Raw genomic sequence first — 17,572 nt, 5'->3', positions numbered from 1 at the left:
TCGATGATCGCCGCTGCGCGCTCACGCGTCCAGCGGGAGGACGAGGGCGCGGGCGACCGGCTGGGAGGCGAGCGACGCGGCGAGGCGCCGCACGTCGTCCGCGGTCACGGCGTCGATGGCGGCGAGCGACTCCTCGACCGTCTTGTAGAGGCCGGCAACCTCCGAGCGCCCGAGGCGCATCATCCGCGACCAGTTGTCCTCGAGCCCGAGCGCCACTCCCCCGCGGACCTGCCCGCGGACGCGGACGAGTTCGGCCTCGGTCGGCCCGTTCGCCGCGAGATCTTCGAGCTGCCCGCGCATGATCGCCTCGACCTCGCCGATCTTCGCGGGCGAGGTCCCGGCGTACATGCCGAAACTGCCCGTGTCCGTGTACGCGGACTCGAAGGCGTAGGTCGTGTAGGCGAGGCCGCGCTTCTCGCGGACCTCCTGGAAGAGCCGGGACGACATCGATCCGCCGAGCACCGCGAGCAGCACGGACATCGTCGGCCCGTCGGCGTCGAGCGCCCGGCGCCCGCGCGTTCCGACGACGAGGTGCGCCTGCTCGACGTCGCGCCGGCGGACGACCTCGTCATCGTGGTCCGGGACCTCGGGCGCTTCCGTCGATCGACGAGGGCGGGGCGCGACGTCCGACGAGGGGGATGCGGCCCAGCCGGAGCGCGCGATCGCCGCCTCGACGAGTTCGACGAGGCGCTCGTGGTCGACGTCGCCGGCGGCCGCGACGACGAGCGAGTCGGGCGCGTAATGCGAACGGTAGTGGGAGACGACCGAGTCCCGGGCGACGGCGCGGATCGCCTCGGGCGTGCCGCCGACGGGGCGGCCGAGCGGCGTGTCGCCGTGGACGGCGAGCTGGAAGGCGTCGTGGACGATCTCGGTCGGCGAGTCGTCGGCCATGGCGAGCTCGTCGAGGATGACGCCGCGCTCCATGTCGAAGTCGGCCGGGGCGATTCGTGAATCGGCGAGCATGTCGGCGAGGACCTCGACCGCCATCGGGAGGTCGTCGGACAGGATGCGCGCCCAATAGTTCGTGTGCTCGCGGGCGGTCTCCGCGTTCGATTCGCCGCCGACCCTGTCGAAAGCCTCGGCGATGTCGAAGGCGGAGCGCGAGGCCGTCCCCTTGAAGAGGAGGTGCTCGAGGAAGTGGGTCGACCCGGCCTCGGCGGGGGTCTCGTCGCGCGAGCCGACGGGCACCCACAGGGAGAGCCCGACCGAGCGGGTCGCGGGGACCTTCTGCGTGAGGATGCGCGTGCCGGCCGGGGTGACCGTGCGGCGGACCTCGCCCTCGGCGGTGTCGAGGAGCGCGGCGTCGACGCGCGCGAGCGGGAGGTCGATGGGGGGAGTCATGGGCGCCTTTCAGCGGCCGGCCCGTGTTCGGGCGACCGCGCTGTGGAACGACGCGATTCTAGTCGTCCGCCGCTCCCCCGCTCGTCGGCGTCCGCTCAGGCATCGCCTTCCGCACTCTGCGCGCCGACGCCGAATCCCACTCCCCTCTTCATCATGACGAAGGCGAACACGGCGACCGCCGGAATCGCATAGAGCGCCACGACTGATCCCGTCGCCGCCATGCCGTAGCAGCAGGCGATCAACAGGCCGTCGCGAGCCGCCCGGCCAAGCGGCACCACTTCCTTGCGCACGAGCACGATCACCCATGCGACCGCGAGAAGCACGAAGAGCCCGTGGATGGAGTAGAAGACCGCCGGGACTTGCTCATGGAATCGCTCGCGGACCTCGAGGGCCGCGGCGAAGGAGAATCCGCCGACGAGGCAATGAAACACTCCTGATCGATAAACGCGCATGCACCCTACCTTAGGTGATTCCCTCACAGAATCACACCAATTCAATTCTCACTCAATCCTCGCTACAATCGGCGGGAATCCCCACTTCGTATAGAACGCTACCCCCTTTCCCTGCACAAGAGCCCCCGTGATCTTGACTGCGAGATCCGCGAAGAATCCAATACCCAAGAGCGACACACCCGCCGCCAGAGCACTTCCAATGGGACCCCCGATCATTGATGACACCGCAACGAACGCGGCTGCCAATGCTTCTGGACTCGTACTTGCCGCGGTTGCAATGATGGCGAATGCCCCAGCTTTCAAGTTCTGGTTCGAAATATAGAATCGCGCACCGCTTGATGCGCGAGTACTCACACTATCGAGTCCACGAACATCAAATGGCTGAACATAAGTTCCGGATAGAATCGCGCGAAAATCGCGAACCTGGGTCTTAGTGAATCCGTACTCTTCAACGAGCTCACGATCCGAAAGCGTTGTTCGAATGGTCCTGCCATCTTCTGACGTTGAAAGGCTTTGTCCGATCTCAACGATCTTGCATGCCAGCTGCACGTCAACACCCCGCATACCAGCCTCTTGCGAAGCACACAGCATCGCGTTCGCTGAACGAATTCCATCATTGGCAATGGGCTTGGCTGATGCGATTCCAGCGCCGGAGCAGGCGAGCGCAATGCTCAGTGCCGAGCTAGTGATCAGCATTGTTTGCACATTCATTTCGAACTCCTTCAAGGCTGCTCTTGGCAATGCCGAGATTCTCTCAATCGATGGGGCTACGTGAAACTTACCGTTCGGTCTCCGCAATATATGTTTCAGGACCTGTGCGGAACTCACATATCTCAGCGTCTATCGAACTAGTAGATCCCATTACGAGAAGAGTATGGATGAGACGGCAACACGGGAATCGACATTTGTTGAGAGTTCGCCTCCTCAGTAGATCCTCCCCCTTTCCTTCAGTCACCCCTAAAGGGGCGTTGAGGCCCGGAGAGCGCGGGTGGCGAGTTCGGTGCGCGTTGCACAGTCGAAGGATTCGAGGAGGAAGGAGACGTATGTCCGCACTGTCGTCTCCGAGTACCCCGTCCTCGCAGCGATCTCCTTGTTCGTCGCACCTGTGATGAGGTGCTCGTACACTTTTCTCGGCCCCTCGGAGAGGGCCTTCTCTTCTGCCCGCCACCGATCTCCAGCGTGGCGTTTCTCGCCAAGGTCGTGGAGGATGCCGATCGCCGACGCGAGCGCGCGCGGAGCTAATGCCTGCCGCCCCGTAACCGCGTCTGCGAGCGCATCCGCGATTTCTTGCGGCTCCATGTCCTTTGTCAGGAAGGAAATGGCCCCCGCCGAGAATGCCTCCGCAAGTCGCGACTCGACCTCGAACGCCGTGAACATGACGATCTTCACCTCGGGATAGCGCTCCGAGATGATTCTCACTGTCTCCACACCGTCGAGATCAGGCATTTCCACATCGAGGAGGACGACGTCTGCCCGGTGGAGTTCGAGCAGGTGAAGGACGCCCCTGCCACCCGTCGCCGTTCCGACGATCCGAATGCGGGAATCAGGGGCGATCAATCCGGATATCCCCTCCAATAGGGCGGGATCATCATCCGCGTAGATCACTCGGATCGCATCATCGTCCATCATTTTCGGCGATTCTCTACTCATCGAATTCTCCCCCGTTCGCGAATACGGGGGAGTTGAAGGGAGATCATCCAATACCCCGGTATTTTGCCCGCGCTGACGTCGCCTCCGAGCGCTCGAGCGCGCGTGCGAATCCCAGCGATACCCAACCCGGAGGAGTTCGCCTCATCATGCACTCCGCCGGAATCTTCCTCAGCGACGGATCTGACGAATACTTCAATATCTGAGTCTCGTTCTTCCGATGAGACGACAATCGTTGTCCCTTCGTCTGCGTACTTCAGACAGTTGATGAGAGCCTCTTTGAGAAAGAGCTGCACGAATCGGTAGCCGGCGTCGTCCAGCATCCGATTGAGGGTCGCGTCATCGGCGCATGAGGTCTGCACGACGAGGCGACGGATCTTCAGACGGTTCGACATCTCGTGAACAACGTCGCGAACGGAGGACGTGTCGTCCTTGGCAGCGGACGACACCATCTTGGCAGTCTGTCGCAGTCTTCGGAGTGCAGTCGCGATCGACTCCTCAACCGCTGCGATGTCGGACTTTCGGGGTTCATTCGCCCGGCTCCGTAGTGTGCGCGTGACGACGAGCGCTCGTGTCAGATCCGTGATTGCGGTGTCGTGCAGGGCGAGCGCGAGTTGAGTTCGCGCCCGTTGGGCGACCTCGGCGGTTTCCCGTTCAAGTGCCTCGACCTGCCGGTCGTGCAGGACCATTGCCAGTCCCAGCGGAAGCGCGATCAGCAACTGGAACAGGATCGCCATGAGGAGCGCCCACGCGGAGCGCACTGTCGGATCGAGCCAGTAGGCGATGACCAGCGAGAGGGCTGCGATCATCGCGAGGCAGAATCGTCGCCGAGAGATCTGCTCGGCGATCGCGAGGACTGCGAGGAATGGTGTGAAGATCGATCCGAATTGCCCTTGTGGCGACACGACGACCAGGCAACTGACGAGGATGACGCCCGTGCTGCCGATGACTGAGCGCCAGGCAGTGACGATCGTCATCGCCACGATGACCGCAGAGGCGGCGAAATCTGCCGACGTGACGAAGCCATCGTTGAGCCAGGCTAGGGCATCGAATCCTAAGAAGGTCATCGCCACGAGTGGATACATGATGCGTCGGGTGTTCGCCGACGATGCCGTCCATCGACACGGAGGTCGACACTTGGGGCCGATGCTCACGGCGTGTCGCGGCATCCCGGGAAGTTTGGGAACATCTGGCAGAACCGCTGGAGGGGCGAGTAGTCGACGACCAACGGAGACCAGGCATTCATGGACGCCGACATCGTGCCGCATACCAGGGAGACTACCGCCATCGATCCCATCACGAAACGCCTCAACTACTTCCCTTTCAGTCGGGTGACGATGAATCGCGCCTACTGAACATCAATGATCGCGCGAGGTCAATCGACGAATGGTGATTCCGCTACTCCCGGTCGCATCGTTGCGGATCGACGAGGCCGGGGCAGGCGCGCACCGGTCCGGAAATACGAAGCGCATCGGTCTCCGGAGATCCCCTCGACGAAGGAACGTGATGCTTTCGGCGCGCGAAAGTGATGCTCTCGGTGGGGGTCGGGTCATGCCGTCGGCGGGGGTGCGGTAATGCTTTCGCGAGGTCGGGCGGTGGCGGCCGGGAGATCCGGCGCTGGCCAGTCGAAGAAGAGACGACACAAGCCGGGGGCCGGCGGCATCGCCGCCGGCCCCCCGGACCCGTGTGAGAGGATCGCTCCCCGATCGGAGGCGAGGATCACTCCTCGGTCGAGGCCTCCTCGGAGCCCTCGGACTCGTCCTCGCGCTTGCGGCGCGTACGGGTGCGCGGACGGCGCTCGCGACGCTCGCCGCGGTCGCGACGCTCGCGGCGCTCCGGGCGCTCGGCGGGCTCGGAGCCCTCGGCCTCGGCGGCCGCGGCCTCGTCGTCGAGGACGGCGTGCAGGCTGAGCTTGCCGCGATCGCCGATCTCGGCGATCTCGACCTCGACCTGCTGGCCGACCTGGAGGACGTCGTCGACCGACTCGACGCGCTTGCCGCCGACGAGGCGACGGACCTGCGAGATGTGGAGCAGGCCGTCCTTGCCGGGGGTGAGGGAGACGAAGGCGCCGAAGGACGTCGTCTTGACGACGGTGCCGATGAAGCGCTCGCCGACCTCGGGCATCTGCGGGTTCGCGATCTGGTTGATCATCTGGCGCGCGGCCTCGGCGGACTCGCCGTTCGCGGACGCGATGTAGACCGTGCCGTCGTCCTCGATGGTGACGTCGGCGCCCGTGTCCTCCTGGATCTGGTTGATCATCTTGCCCTTCGGGCCGATGACCTCGCCGATCTTGTCGACGGGGACCTGGACGGTGATGATGCGCGGCGCGTACTGGCTCATCTCGTCCGGGCCGTCGATCGCCTGGTTGATGAGGTCGAGGATCGCGAGGCGGGCGTCGCGGGCCTGCGCGAGCGCGCCGCGGAGGACCTGCGAGTCGATGCCGTCGAGCTTGGTGTCGAGCTGAAGGGCGGTGATGAAGTCCTTCGTGCCGGCGACCTTGAAGTCCATGTCGCCGAAGCCGTCCTCGGCGCCGAGGATGTCGGTGAGGGTGACGGCCTTCTGGACGCCGTCGACCTCGCCGGTCATGAGGCCCATCGCGATGCCCGCGACGGGGGCGCGCAGCGGCACGCCCGCCTGGAGGAGCGAGAGCGTGGAGGCGCAGACGGAGCCCATGGAGGACGAGCCGTTCGAGCCCATGGTCTCGGAGACCTGGCGGATCGCGTAGGGGAACTCCTCGCGGGTCGGCAGGACCGGGATGAGGGCGCGCTCGGCGAGGTCGCCGTGGCCGATCTCGCGGCGCTTCGGGGCGCCGACGCGGCCGGTCTCGCCGGTGGAGAACGGCGGGAAGTTGTACTGGTGCATGTACCGCTTCGCGGTGACCGGCGAGAGGTTGTCGAGCTGCTGCTCCATGCGGAGCATCGCGAGGGTCGTGACGCCGAGGATCTGCGTCTCGCCGCGCTGGAAGAGGGCCGAGCCGTGGACGCGCGGGAGGACCTCGACCTCGGCGGAGAGGGAGCGGATCTGACGCGGGGTGCGGCCGTCCATGCGGATCTCCTCGCGGAGCGTGCGCTGGCGGATCGTGTACTTCTCGAGCGAGCGGAAGGCGGCCTTGAGGTCCTTCTCCTGCTCGGGGTACTTCTCGGCGAGCCCGGCGAGCATCTCGGCCTTGACGGCGTCGACGGCCTCGTCGCGGGCGAGCTTGCCCTCGGTGAGGAGCGCGGTGGCGAGCTTGTCGCCGACGAACTCCTCGACGGCCGCGTACTGCTCGTCGGTGTAGTCGATGAAGAGCGGGAACTCCGCGGTCTCCTTGGAGGCGGACTTCGCGACCTCGATCTGGGCCTCGCAGAGGGCCTTGATGAAGGGCTTGGCGGCCTCGAGGCCGTCGGCGACGACGTCCTCGGTGGGGGCGGTCGCGCCGTTCTGGATGAGCTCCCACTCGTTCTTGCCGCCGCCGGCCTCGACCATCATGATCGCAACGTCCTCGGAGCCGTCGGCCTTCGTGACGATGCGGCCCGCGACGACGATGTTGAAGACGGAGCGCTCGAGCTCGGACCAGCGCGGGAAGGCGACCCACTGGTCGTCGATGAGGGCGAGGCGGGTGCCGCCGATCGGGCCGGTGAAGGGGAGGCCGGCGATCTGGGTGGACATCGACGCGGCGTTGATCGCGAGGACGTCGTAGGCGTCGTCGGGGTTGACGGCGAGGACCGTCTCGACGACCTGGACCTCGTTGCGCAGGCCCTTGACGAAGCCGGGGCGCAGCGGGCGGTCGATGAGGCGCGCGGCGAGGATGGCCTCGGTGCCGGCGCGGCCCTCGCGGCGGAAGAAGGAGCCGGGGATGCGGCCGGCGGCGTAGGCGCGCTCCTCGACGTCGACGGTGAGGGGGAAGAAGTCGAACTGGTCCTTGGGGGACTTGCCGACGGTGGTGGCCGAGAGGACGGTGGTCTCGTCGTCGAGGTAGGCGAGGGCGGAGCCCGCGGCCTGCTTCGCGAGACGGCCGGTCTCGAAGCGGACGGTGCGCGTGCCGAAGCGGCCGTTGTCGATGATCGCCTCGGCGGCGGTGATGTCGGAGCCTTCCATCATGGGGGCGTTTCTCCTTGTCATCAGGGGGAAAGGGGATGCGCGCCGGGCTTCGGCCTTCGATCGAAGTCCACGGCGTCGATCCTGCCGACCCTGAGTCGGGGAGGTCCGTGAACCACTGTCGAAAACCGGCGGCGCGTGCGCGCGGTGGCGAGCGGGGATCGGGAAGCTCGGGGCGCTCCGCTCAGTGCGCCCCGCGCGAAGAGGTCCGGCCCGGTCCCGGTGAGGGGATCGGGCCGGAACGGCTCAGCGGCGCAGGCCCAGACGCTCGACGAGGGCGCGGTAGCGCTCGATGTCGATCGAGGCGAGGTAGCCGAGGAGGCGACGACGACGACCGACGAGCAGCAGGAGGCCGCGGCGCGAGTGGTGGTCGTGCGTGTGGTACTTGAAGTGCTCGGTGAGGTCCTTGATGCGCTGGGTGAGCAGCGCGATCTGCACCTCGGGGGAGCCGGTGTCGCCCTCGTGGGTGCCGTACTCGGCGATGATCTGATCCTTGACGTCCTTGCTCAGGGGCACGGGCTTCTCCTTGTGTCTCGTTGCGCGGAGCGGCGGGGCTTGCCCCCGTCGCATACGATCCGCGGCCGTTCTGACGGCCTTTCAAGGCTAGCACGGGGCGCCTCCGACTCCCCGGCCGGGTGGGCGGGCTCACGCGCTCCGACCTGTGCGATCGGACACGGGTCGGCGCCCCGCCGCGCCCTCGTCGATCCGCGAGACGATCGCCGCGGGGCGATGCGCACGAGGCCGGGGCTGCGCGCCGGAGGAGGGAGGCGAGGTGCCGGCCGCCGGACGGGCCTCAGTTCGCGGTGACGGTGTCGGGGTCGACGCGCCCGGCGACGGCGATGCCGAGGACGTAGGCGGTGCGCCGCAGGTCGTCGTCCATCGCGGTGAGGAGCTCGTCGAGGGAGTCGAAGCTTTTCATCGGGCGGATCCGCGAGACGAAGGTGATGGCGATCCTCTCCCCGTAGAGGTTGAGGTCGGAGCGCCCGAGGACGTGCGCCTCGACGGTCCGCTCGACCCCGTCGAACTGCGGGTTCGTCCCGACGGAGATCGCGGCGGGGAGGAACTCGGCGGACTCGGTGCCGGGGACGGTGCGGACGACCCAGCCGGCGTAGACGCCGTCGGCGGGGACGACGCCCTCGATGCCGCCCTGGAGGTTCGCGGTCGGGAATCCGAGGGCGCGCCCGCGCTTGAAGCCGTGCTCGACGGTGCCGCGGACCCGGTGGAGGTGCCCGAGGACGCGCGCGGCGCCCGCGACGTCGCCGTCGGCGAGGAGCTGGCGGACCCAGGAGGAGGACCAGCGCCGCCCCTCGGGGGCCTGGATGTCGGTGACCATCGTGACGTCGAAGCCGTAGCGGCGCCCGAGCTCGCGCAGGGTGTCGACGGTGCCGGTGTTGAGGCGACCGAAGCGGAAGTCCTCCCCGACGACGACCTCGATGGCGCCGAGCCGGTCGACGAGGAATTCGACGACGAACTCCTCGGGCTCGAGCCGGTAGACGCTCGCGTCGTAGTGGACGACGAGGGTCGCGTCGAGCCCGGAGGCGGCCATCGCATCGAGGCGGTCGCGCAGGGGCGAAATGAGCTGGAGGCCGACCTCGGGCCGGTGGACCTGCGTGGGGTGCGGGTCGAAGGTGATGGCGACGGCGTCGACGCCGCGCTTGCGGGCGCGCTCGACGCAGGAGGAGACGACGCGACGATGCCCGTTGTGCATGCCGTCGAAGTTGCCGATCGTCACGACGCACTTCTCGTCGCCGGGCACGTCGGCCAGGGAGGTCCAGGTCTTCATCGGTCAGCTCCTCAGGACGCAGACGGTGGTGAGTCGGGGGCCGGACGCGTCGAGCAGTCCGAGCGCGTGCCCCGCCCGGTCGAGGGCGCCGAGGGTCGCGGAGCCGGCGGCGAGCGCGGCGATCTCGGCGGGCTCGCGCCTCGGCGGGTTGCCGTGGAGGAAGCGCGCGGCTTCGTCCTCGTCGAGCTCGAGGGTCGGGAACATCGCGGCGACGACGGCGTCGAGGCCGATGAGCCCGGGGGCGGGCGCCGGTTCGTCGATCGACGAGGCCGGGGCGGCGGAGTCGTCTGATTCGGAGGCCGCGGGCGCCCCGGTCGGGCGGGACAGCGCGACGCGCGCCTCGCCCTCGGCCTCGAGGTCGGCGAGCGCATGGGCGTCGTCGAGTGTGAAGGTTCCGACGCGGGTGCGGCGCAGGCGCGTGAGGTGGGCGCCGACGCCGAGCGCCACGCCGAGGTCGCGGGCGAGCGCGCGGATGTACGTGCCGGACGAGCAGTCGACCTCGACGTCGAGGTCGACGACGCGAACCTCTCCCCCGTCGGTCGGCAGGATCGCCTCCCGGGGTTCGGAGACGCTCTCGAAGCGGGCGATCGTCACGGGCACGGGCACGAGTTCGACCTCGACGCCCTCACGGGCGAGCGCGTAGGCGCGCTTCCCGTCGATCTTCTTCGCCGACACGGTCGAGGGGACCTGGAGGATGTCGCCGCGCAGGGCCGCCATCGCGGTCTCGAGGGCCTCGGGGTCGAGCGCGGGGCAGCCGGGGGCGGAGACGATTTCTCCCTCGGCGTCGTCGGTCGAGGTCGTCGCGCCGAAGCGGATGGTCGCGCAATAGGTCTTGTCGTGCCCGGTGATCCACGTGAGGAGGCGCGTCGCCTTGCCGACGCCGACGACGAGGACGCCGGTCGCCATCGGGTCGAGCGTGCCGCCGTGGCCGACCTTGCGGGTGCGGGCGAGTCGGCGGACGCGCGCGACGACGTCGTGGCTCGTGAGGCCGGCGGGCTTGTCGACGACGACGATTCCGGGGACGGAGACGTCAGGTCGCTTCGCCATCGTCAGCGGGCGTCCTCGTCGTCGTCCGTCTCGGAGTCCTCGTCGGAGTCGTCGTCGTCGAGATCGTCCTCGTCGGAGTCGTCGTCCTCGTCCTCGTCGAACTCCTCGTCCTTGCGGTAGGGGTCGGCCTCGCCGGCGTAGGAGGCGCCCTCGGCGAGCTTCGCGATCTCCTCGTCGCGGGCCTTCGCGGCGGCGAGCGCGCCCTCGATGGCGGCGGCCGACTCGGGGAGCGCGTCGAGGATGAATTCGATCGACGGGGTGAGTCGGATGCCGAGCGCCTTGCCGATCTCCGAGCGGATGATGCCCTTCGCGGACTCGAAGGCGCGGGCCGTGCCCTTGCGGTCCTCCTCGTCGCCGAGGACGGTGTAGAAGATCGAAGCGTGCTGGAGGTCGCCCGTGACGCGCACGTCCGTGATCGTCACGAACCCGAGGCGCGGATCCTTGATCCGGCGCCCGAGCAGCCGCGCGACCGTCTGCTGGATCCGGTCCTGCACCTTGCGCTGGCGCGCCTCGTCCGCCATGGGGGTCTCCTTCGCTGAGCCGTTGTCGCCGGGCCGCTGCGGCGTCCGCATCGGGCCGGCACCGGTGATCCATGGTACGGGGTCCGGCGGCGGGGCACCGCGCCGGGTGAGGGATCACTCCCCCGCCGCGCCTTCTCGAACGGCCCCGCGTGGAACGAGCCGAGGCGTCGATGAACTGCCGCGCGCAACGGGCGGGGGCCCGGGGCGGCGCTCTCGCGCCTCCCCGGACCCCGGATGCCGATCGATGGGATCAGTCGCGCGGCTTCTCGCGCATCTCCCAGGTCTCGATGATGTCGCCCTCGGTGATGTCCTTGAACCCGAGCGTGATACCGCACTCGTAGCCCTCGCGGACCTCGGTGACGTCGTCCTTCTCGCGGCGCAGGGACGCGATCTCGAGGTTGTCGGCGAGCACGACGCCGTCGCGGACGAGGCGCGCCTTCGTCCCGCGCTTGATCGTGCCGGAGCGGACGATCGAGCCGGCGATGTTGCCGAACTTGCCCGAGTGGAAGACCTGGCGGATCTCCGCCGTGCCGAGCGAGACCTCCTCGTAGATCGGCTTCAGCATGCCCTTGAGGGCGGCCTCGATGTCATCGATCGCCGAGTAGATGACGTTGTAGTACTTGATCTCCACGCCCTCGGCGTCGGCGAGTTCGGCGACTCGCTCGGCCGGACGGACGTTGAAGCCGATGATGACCGCGTTATCGACCGTGGCGAGATTGACGTCGTTCTGCGTGATCGCGCCGACGCCGCGGTGGATGATGCGGAGCTGGACCTCGTCGCCGACGTCGATGCCGAGGAGCGAATCCTCGAGCGCTTCGACGGCGCCGGACACGTCGCCCTTGATGATGAGGTTGAGCGTGTCGACCTGGCCCTCCTTGAGGACCTTGTCGAAGTCCTCGAGGGAGACGCGCTTGCGGCGCTTCGCGAGCATCGCCTGACGCTCGGCCGCCTCGCGCTTGTCCGCGATCTGGCGGGCCGTGCGGTCGTCGGGCGCGACGAGGAACGAGTCGCCGGCGCGCGGGACCGAGGTGAGGCCGAGGACGGCGACCGGGGTCGACGGGCCGGCCTCGGCGATGTCCTCGCCGGAGTCGTCGAACATCGCGCGGACGCGGCCGTGGGCCGAGCCGACGACGATCGCGTCGCCGACGCGGAGGGTGCCGCGCTCGACGAGCATCGTCGCGACGGCGCCGCGTCCCTTGTCGAGCTTCGCCTCGATGGCGACGCCGCGGGCGTCGGTGTCGGGGTTCGCCTCGAGCGTGAGGGCGGCGTCCGCCGTGAGGAGGACGGCCTCGAGGAGTTCGCGGATGCCCTGACGCTGCTTCGCGGAGATGTCGACGAACATGACGTCGCCGCCGTAGTCCTCGGCGACGAGGCCGTACTCGGTGAGCTGACCGCGGATCTTGTCCGGGTTCGCGCCCTCCTTGTCGATCTTGTTCACCGCGACGACGATCGGGACGCCGGCCGCCTGCGCGTGGTTGATCGCCTCGACCGTCTGCGGCATGACGCCGTCATCGGCCGCGACGACGAGGATCGCGATGTCGGTGACCTGCGCGCCGCGGGCGCGCATGGCGGTGAAGGCCTCGTGGCCGGGGGTGTCGATGAAGGTGATCGGACGCGTCCGGCCCTCGTGCTCGACGTTCACCTGGTAGGCGCCGATGTGCTGCGTGATGCCGCCGTGCTCGGTGTCGACGACGTCCGTGTGGCGGATCGCGTCGAGGAGCTTCGTCTTGCCGTGGTCGACGTGGCCCATGACCGTGACGACCGGCGGACGCGGCTGCATGTTCTCCGCGTCGTCGAGCTCTTCGGCCTCGAGGTCGATGTCGAAGGATTCGAGGAGCTCGCGGTCCTCGTCCTCCGGGGAGACGACCTTGACGTCGTAGCCGAGCTCGGCGCCGAGGGCCTCGAAGGTGTCCTGGTCGAGCGACTGGGTCGCCGTCGCCATCTCGCCGAGGTGGAAGAGGACGGTGACGAGCGCTGCGGGATTGACGTCGATCTTCTCGGCGAAGTCCGCGAGGGACGCTCCCTGGCGGATGCGGACGATCTGCCCGTTGCCGCGCGGGATCGAGACGCCGCCGATGACCGGCGCGTTCTGCTGCTCGTACTCTTGACGCTTCGCGCGCTTCGACTTGCGTCCGCGCTGGTTGCGACCGCCTCCGCGGCCGAACGCGCCCGGGGTGGAGCCGCGACCGCCGCGACCGCCGCCGCGCGCGGGACCGAAACCGGCGCCCGCGGGGGCTCCCGCACCTGCGCCGGGGCCTCCTGCCGCACCCGGACGGGGGCCGCGACCGCGGCCGGCGCCGCGCGCCGGACGATCGGAGGCGCCGACCGCCGCGTTGCGGGCGAAGTTCGCCTGGCCGGGCATCATGCCCGGGTTCGGGCGGGGACCGCCGGCGCGGCCCGCGGGACGCGGAGCGCCGGGACGGGGACCGCCGGTGCCGCCCGGACGGGGGGCGCCGGGACGCGCGGGGCGCTCGCCCTGACCGCCCTGACCCGGACGGCCGCCGGGACGGGGACCGGGGCGCGGGCCGCCGGTGCCTCCCGGACGGGGCATGCCCTGGGCTTGCCCCCGTCGCATACGATCCGCGGCCGTTCTGACGGCCTTTCAAGGCTAGCACGGGGCGCCTCCGACTCCCCGGCCGGGTGGGCGGGCTCACGCGCTCCGACCTGTGCGATCGGACACGGGNCCTGGGGGCCGGGGTCTTCTTCGCGGGGGCCGGGGCCTCCGACTGGCCGGCGGAGCCGTAGTGCTCGCGCACCGTCCGCACGACCGGGGGTTCGAGGCCGGAAGAGGCCCCCTTCACGTACTCGCCGCTCTCCTTGAGGTGGGCGAGCAGTTCCTTGCTCGTGATTCCGAGCTCCTTGGCGAGCTCGCTAACACGCAACTTTGCCACTGTTCTCCTGTCCGGAAGCGCCTCCGGACGGAGACGCGTTACTGATGATGCTGGCAGCTCATCGCTGGGTACTCATCGGGTGCCCATCGGCTTCCAACCCGCTTCCATTACTCGAGTACGGACGTCGGGGACGTCCTGGACGACACCGCCGCGTCGAGCTCCGACCACAGCGACTCGGGAGGTTCCTCCTGAAGTCGCAGGGCGCGCTTGAGAGCCCGGCGCTTCCTGGCGCGCTCGACGCACGCGGGATCCGGGTGGACCCACGCGCCCCGACCGGGCCGGACGGCCTGGGGATCCACGGTGAGGACCCCCTCGCGCGACGCGGCGATCCGGAAGAGCTCCGAACGCGGCGCGCGCTTCCCGCAGCCCGTGCACGTACGAACCGGAACCGCTTCGAAAGAGGCGGCGACCTGGTTCAGCGCGGACTGCGACACGCGGTCAGTCTAGTCGAGGCCCCGTCAGTCCAGCGGATCGGAGTATGAGCGACTGGTCACGTCGTCGGGCATCGAGGAGCGCGAGGCGAGGGGCTCGTCGCCGGTCTCGGTGTCGGCGTGGATGTCGATGTGGTACTCCGTGAGGCGCGCGGCGAGTCGGGCGTTCTGCCCCTCCTTGCCGATCGCGAGGGAGAGCTGGAAGTCGGGGACGACGGCGGTCGCGGTCTTGTTGTCGACCGAGTGGACGACGACGCGCGAGACGCGGGCGGGCGACAGGGCGTTCGCGACGAAGCGGCCGGGGTCGGCCGACCAGTCGACGATGTCGATCTTCTCGCCGCCGAGCTCGGTCATGACGGCGCGGACGCGCGAGCCCATCGGGCCGATGCACGCGCCCTTCGCGTTGACGCCGTCGCGGGCGGCGACGACCGCGATCTTCGTGCGGTGACCGGCTTCGCGGGCGATCGCCTTGATCTTCACGAGGCCCTGCTGGATCTCGGGGACCTCGCGCTCGAAGAGCCCGGCGACGAGGCCGGGGTGCGTGCGCGAGAGGGTGATGCGGGCGCCCTTCTCGGTGCGCTCGACGTTGACGACGAAGGCGCGGATGCGGTCGCCGTGGCGGTAGGACTCGCCGGGGACCTTCTCCGAATCCGGGAGGACGGCCTCGAAGTCGTCGCCGACCTTGACGATCGTGATGCGCCCGTCGCGCGACTGGTCGACGACGCCGGTGACGACGCGGCCCTTCTGGTTGGCGAAGTCGCCGAGGACCTTCTGGTCATCGGCGTCGCGGAGCCGCTGCATGATGATCGAGCGCGCGGTCGACTGGGCGATGCGCCCGAAGTTCTTCGGGGTGTCGTCGAACTCCCCGATGGGGTTGCCGTCCTCGTCCTCGTCCGTCGCGATGACGGCGACGCGGCCGGTCTTCTTGTCGATCTCGATGCGGGCCTTGGAGATGGCGCCGGGGATGTTGTGATACGCCTTGAGGAGGGCCTCTTCGATGGCGTCGACGAGCCGGTCGAGGGAGACCCCCTTCTCCTGCTCGACCATCCGCAGCGCGGTCATGTCGATTTCCATGCGTCTCATTCCTCCGTGCCGAATTCGACGCGAGCCCGCGCCTTCTTCATCTGTGCGTAGTCGATCCTAGTCGCAGCGCCGTCGACGCTCAGTGAGGCGCCGGTCTCGTCGGCGGCCTCGACGCGCCCGAGGACCCTCGAGCCGTCGCGGAGCTTGACGGACGCGAGCCGTCCGATCTGCTTGATCCAGTGGCGCGGCTCGGTGAGCTCGCGCTCGGCGCCGGGAGTCGAGACCTCGAGGAAGTACTCGGTCTCGACGGGGTCGGCCTCGTCGACGATCGGCGAGGCGGCGCGCGACAGGTCCGCGAGCCCGTCGGAGTCGACGGAGGCGCCCGCGGGGGCCTCGACGACGACGCGGACGATCCGCATCCCGGATTCCCTGACGTCGAGGACGGCGTCGAGCTCGAGCCCGAATCCCTCGACGAGGGGGCGGAGTCGTTCCTCGAGTTCGACGAAGCGCTGGGGCTGGGCCACAAATCCTCCTGTGTGTCCGACACGGCACCGGCCCCCCATCGTACCCGCGTCCGGTCATGGGATGATGCCCCCGTGACCGCCTCCCTTCCGACTTCAGGCCCGAACCGCGCGCTCCCCCACCGGCGCTCCCGAGCGCTCGGCGCGTTCGCGCTGCTCGCGGCCTCGGCGGTCGCGCTCTCCTCGTGCGAGGCGCCTCACGTCCGCCTGGAGACGGACGTGCCGACGCTCCCCTCGCTCACGCGCATCGACGCGATCCGCGACACCGCCGCCCGGACGGAGTCGGCGGCCGCCGATCGCGCGGCCGATCTCGCGACGGACGCGACCTCGTGCCCGGCGTGCGCGGAGGTCCTCACCTCGATCGCGTCGAACTCCCGGTCGCGCCTCGAGGCGCTCGGCGGCGTGTGGGATCCGTGGAATGGGAATCCGCCGAAGGGCGCGCAGACCGTTCCGGCGGTCGCGAGCGCACCCGTGACGGTCGACGAGTTCGCCTCCTGGCTCTTGCAGACCGCCCGCCGCGACCTGGCCGCGGCCGCGGATCCGGAGGAGACCGCCTCGTCCGACGCTCTCGCCCTCGCGACGGCGGCGCTCGGCCGCTACCGCTCCGCCCAGGCCCTCGCCTCCGTCTACGGCCTCTCGATCGACGAGGGCGGGGCCGCGGTGTCGGATCTCAACGAGAGGCTGCAGTCGATCGCCGGTTCGGACTCGCTCTCGCTCCTCGGGACCTGGGGGCTCGATCCCGACGCGCTCGCCTCGGGCGCGCTCCTCGCCGCCCCCGACCTTTCGAAGGACACGGCCCTCGGCGATTCGACCGAGCTTTCCGAGTCGATCGCCTCCTGGGACTGCGCGGCCCAGTCGCTCCCGAAGGCCCAGCTCGTCGCCCAGTCCGTCTCCGACGCCTCGACGCGCCAGGACGTCCTCTTCTCCCGGGTCGACGCCCTCTTGTCGGCCGGCGCGACCGATGAGCGGACGCTGCGCTGCTCGCTCGACGACCTCGACGCGACCTCGCTCGCGAACGCCCTCATCGCCGCCGACCTCCACCTCCTCGACTCCGACGACGCGACCGTGCGGACGATCGGCGCGCGCGCCGCCCTCGAGGACCTCGGGAACTGGACGATCGGGGCGGACGCGAGCGCCCCGGCGCTCATCGGCGCCCGGTCCTGAACTCCCCCGTCGTCGGCGCACCGCCCCGGCCTCGTCGATCGGGAAGCGGCGCGGCGCCCTGCGTAGAATCGGGCGCATGACCGCACCCCTGCCCGACGCCGCACGCGCGCTCCTGCCCGATTCCGACCGCAAGGCCCCCGCCGAGGAGCTCGCCGACGGCACGTGGATCGTCGCCGGTCAGCACGCGATCATCCGGGTCGGGGCCGACCGCGTCCTCGATTCGGGCATGTGGTACGAGGTCGCGACGGCGAAGTGGAACGCGGAGGATCGCGTCCTCTCGGTCGATTGGATGGACCCGTCGCGCGCGTCGATCCGCGTCGAGACCGTGTCGCGCGACCCGCACGTCCTCATGCGGACGATCGCCGACCGCGTCAATCACTCGATCGTCGTCCACAAGTCGACGAAGGTCTCGAACGGGACCGCGATCTCGGCGTGGATCCGCAGGCGCGATGACGACGCGCTCTTCTCCGTCCTCACCGCCCAGGGGCCGCTCGACGCGGCGTCGCGCGCCGAGGCCGAGCGCTTCGAGCGAATGCTCCGCGAGGGCGTCGGGCTCGACTGAGCCTGCCCCAACTCGCGTTTGGCGGCTTTGTTGGTGTTCGGCGGCGCAAATCGGCCCGATGATCGCCGCCAAACGCAGTGAAAGCCGCCAAACGCCGTGAAAGCCGCCAAAC

The 17,572-nt window shown here is 69.2% G+C and carries 16 protein-coding genes and 1 pseudogene; 2 read left to right on the top strand and 15 right to left on the bottom strand.

Annotation, left to right across the window (positions count from 1 at the left end):
• Positions 1-21 precede the first annotated feature (21 nt).
• The 15 genes and pseudogenes from DY157_RS02420 to DY157_RS02360 form a co-directional block, all read right to left on the bottom strand.
• A complete protein-coding gene (locus DY157_RS02420; protein WP_115727067.1) occupies positions 22-1,341 on the bottom strand; it encodes a M16 family metallopeptidase in 1,320 nt (439 codons plus the stop codon).
• A gap of 95 nt (positions 1,342-1,436) precedes the next feature.
• Complete coding sequence (locus DY157_RS02415) at positions 1,437-1,793, bottom strand: hypothetical protein (RefSeq protein ID WP_160159418.1); 357 nt, start codon at positions 1,791-1,793, stop codon at positions 1,437-1,439.
• Between the two features lie 48 nt (positions 1,794-1,841).
• Positions 1,842-2,519 carry a hypothetical protein gene (locus DY157_RS11290; RefSeq protein WP_160159417.1) on the bottom strand — a complete coding sequence of 226 codons (678 nt, stop codon included), beginning with the start codon at positions 2,517-2,519 and terminating at the stop codon, positions 1,842-1,844.
• A 231-nt stretch (positions 2,520-2,750) separates the two neighbouring features.
• On the bottom strand, positions 2,751-3,422 hold the full coding sequence (locus tag DY157_RS02410; protein WP_218938043.1) for a response regulator: 672 nt from the start codon (positions 3,420-3,422) through the stop codon (positions 2,751-2,753).
• A gap of 17 nt (positions 3,423-3,439) precedes the next feature.
• Complete coding sequence (locus tag DY157_RS02405; protein ID WP_160159415.1) at positions 3,440-4,507, bottom strand: sensor histidine kinase; 1,068 nt, start codon at positions 4,505-4,507, stop codon at positions 3,440-3,442.
• A gap of 652 nt (positions 4,508-5,159) precedes the next feature.
• Entirely contained in the window at positions 5,160-7,520 is a 2,361-nt protein-coding gene (locus tag DY157_RS02400) for a polyribonucleotide nucleotidyltransferase (RefSeq protein WP_115727063.1), read from the bottom strand.
• Between the two features lie 243 nt (positions 7,521-7,763).
• A complete protein-coding gene (gene rpsO, locus DY157_RS02395) occupies positions 7,764-8,033 on the bottom strand; it encodes a 30S ribosomal protein S15 (protein ID WP_115727062.1) in 270 nt (89 codons plus the stop codon).
• Between the two features lie 277 nt (positions 8,034-8,310).
• Entirely contained in the window at positions 8,311-9,300 is a 990-nt protein-coding gene (locus tag DY157_RS02390) for a bifunctional riboflavin kinase/FAD synthetase (RefSeq protein WP_115727061.1), read from the bottom strand.
• A gap of 3 nt (positions 9,301-9,303) precedes the next feature.
• The gene (gene truB, locus DY157_RS02385) at positions 9,304-10,347 is read right to left on the bottom strand and encodes a tRNA pseudouridine(55) synthase TruB (RefSeq protein ID WP_115727060.1); all 1,044 of its coding nucleotides are present in this window, start codon (positions 10,345-10,347) and stop codon (positions 9,304-9,306) included.
• Positions 10,348-10,349: 2 nt separating this feature from the next.
• Positions 10,350-10,868 carry a 30S ribosome-binding factor RbfA gene (rbfA, locus tag DY157_RS02380; protein WP_115727059.1) on the bottom strand — a complete coding sequence of 173 codons (519 nt, stop codon included), beginning with the start codon at positions 10,866-10,868 and terminating at the stop codon, positions 10,350-10,352.
• 250 nt (positions 10,869-11,118) lie between these two features.
• The gene (gene infB, locus DY157_RS02375) at positions 11,119-13,233 is read right to left on the bottom strand and encodes a translation initiation factor IF-2 (protein WP_218938042.1); all 2,115 of its coding nucleotides are present in this window, start codon (positions 13,231-13,233) and stop codon (positions 11,119-11,121) included.
• Positions 13,234-13,666: 433 nt separating this feature from the next.
• Positions 13,667-13,759, bottom strand: a pseudogene (locus DY157_RS11665) (translation initiation factor IF-2 N-terminal domain-containing protein); the annotation flags it as partial.
• A gap of 107 nt (positions 13,760-13,866) precedes the next feature.
• A complete protein-coding gene (locus tag DY157_RS02370; protein WP_235827040.1) occupies positions 13,867-14,193 on the bottom strand; it encodes a YlxR family protein in 327 nt (108 codons plus the stop codon).
• A 24-nt stretch (positions 14,194-14,217) separates the two neighbouring features.
• Positions 14,218-15,264 carry a transcription termination factor NusA gene (gene nusA / locus DY157_RS02365; RefSeq protein WP_115727058.1) on the bottom strand — a complete coding sequence of 349 codons (1,047 nt, stop codon included), beginning with the start codon at positions 15,262-15,264 and terminating at the stop codon, positions 14,218-14,220.
• 5 nt (positions 15,265-15,269) lie between these two features.
• Entirely contained in the window at positions 15,270-15,737 is a 468-nt protein-coding gene (locus tag DY157_RS02360) for a ribosome maturation factor RimP (RefSeq protein WP_235827039.1), read from the bottom strand.
• A gap of 72 nt (positions 15,738-15,809) precedes the next feature.
• Between DY157_RS02360 and DY157_RS02355 the strand changes: the two genes are divergently transcribed.
• Positions 15,810-16,898 (top strand): hypothetical protein, encoded by a 1,089-nt coding sequence (locus DY157_RS02355; RefSeq protein ID WP_115727056.1) that lies wholly within the window; start codon positions 15,810-15,812, stop codon positions 16,896-16,898.
• Between the two features lie 76 nt (positions 16,899-16,974).
• Positions 16,975-17,460, top strand: coding sequence for a hypothetical protein (locus DY157_RS02350; RefSeq protein ID WP_115727055.1), 486 nt, complete (start codon positions 16,975-16,977; stop codon positions 17,458-17,460).
• Positions 17,461-17,572: the final 112 nt, after the last annotated feature.

The organism is Actinomyces culturomici, from assembly GCF_900499005.1.
Lineage (GTDB): Bacteria > Actinomycetota > Actinomycetes > Actinomycetales > Actinomycetaceae > Pauljensenia > Pauljensenia culturomici.
The sequence above is the reverse complement of the archived record's forward strand: the minus strand, read 5'-3'. Positions and strand labels throughout refer to the sequence as shown.

Bases quoted from the DNA above. Each gene is read 5' to 3' on its own strand.
- DY157_RS02410 (WP_218938043.1), bottom strand. From the start codon at position 3,422: ATGATGGACGATGATGCGATCCGAGTGATCTACGCGGATGATGATCCC.
- DY157_RS02405 (WP_160159415.1), bottom strand. From the start codon at position 4,507: ATGACCTTCTTAGGATTCGATGCCCTAGCCTGGCTCAACGATGGCTTC.
- DY157_RS02390 (WP_115727061.1), bottom strand. From the start codon at position 9,300: ATGAAGACCTGGACCTCCCTGGCCGACGTGCCCGGCGACGAGAAGTGC.
- DY157_RS02420 (WP_115727067.1), bottom strand. From the start codon at position 1,341: ATGACTCCCCCCATCGACCTCCCGCTCGCGCGCGTCGACGCCGCGCTC.
- DY157_RS02415 (WP_160159418.1), bottom strand. From the start codon at position 1,793: ATGCGCGTTTATCGATCAGGAGTGTTTCATTGCCTCGTCGGCGGATTC.
- rbfA (WP_115727059.1), bottom strand. From the start codon at position 10,868: ATGGCGGACGAGGCGCGCCAGCGCAAGGTGCAGGACCGGATCCAGCAG.
- nusA (WP_115727058.1), bottom strand. From the start codon at position 15,264: ATGGAAATCGACATGACCGCGCTGCGGATGGTCGAGCAGGAGAAGGGG.
- truB (WP_115727060.1), bottom strand. From the start codon at position 10,347: ATGGCGAAGCGACCTGACGTCTCCGTCCCCGGAATCGTCGTCGTCGAC.
- DY157_RS02350 (WP_115727055.1), top strand. From the start codon at position 16,975: ATGACCGCACCCCTGCCCGACGCCGCACGCGCGCTCCTGCCCGATTCC.
- infB (WP_218938042.1), bottom strand. From the start codon at position 13,233: ATGATGCCCGGCCAGGCGAACTTCGCCCGCAACGCGGCGGTCGGCGCC.
- DY157_RS02400 (WP_115727063.1), bottom strand. From the start codon at position 7,520: ATGATGGAAGGCTCCGACATCACCGCCGCCGAGGCGATCATCGACAAC.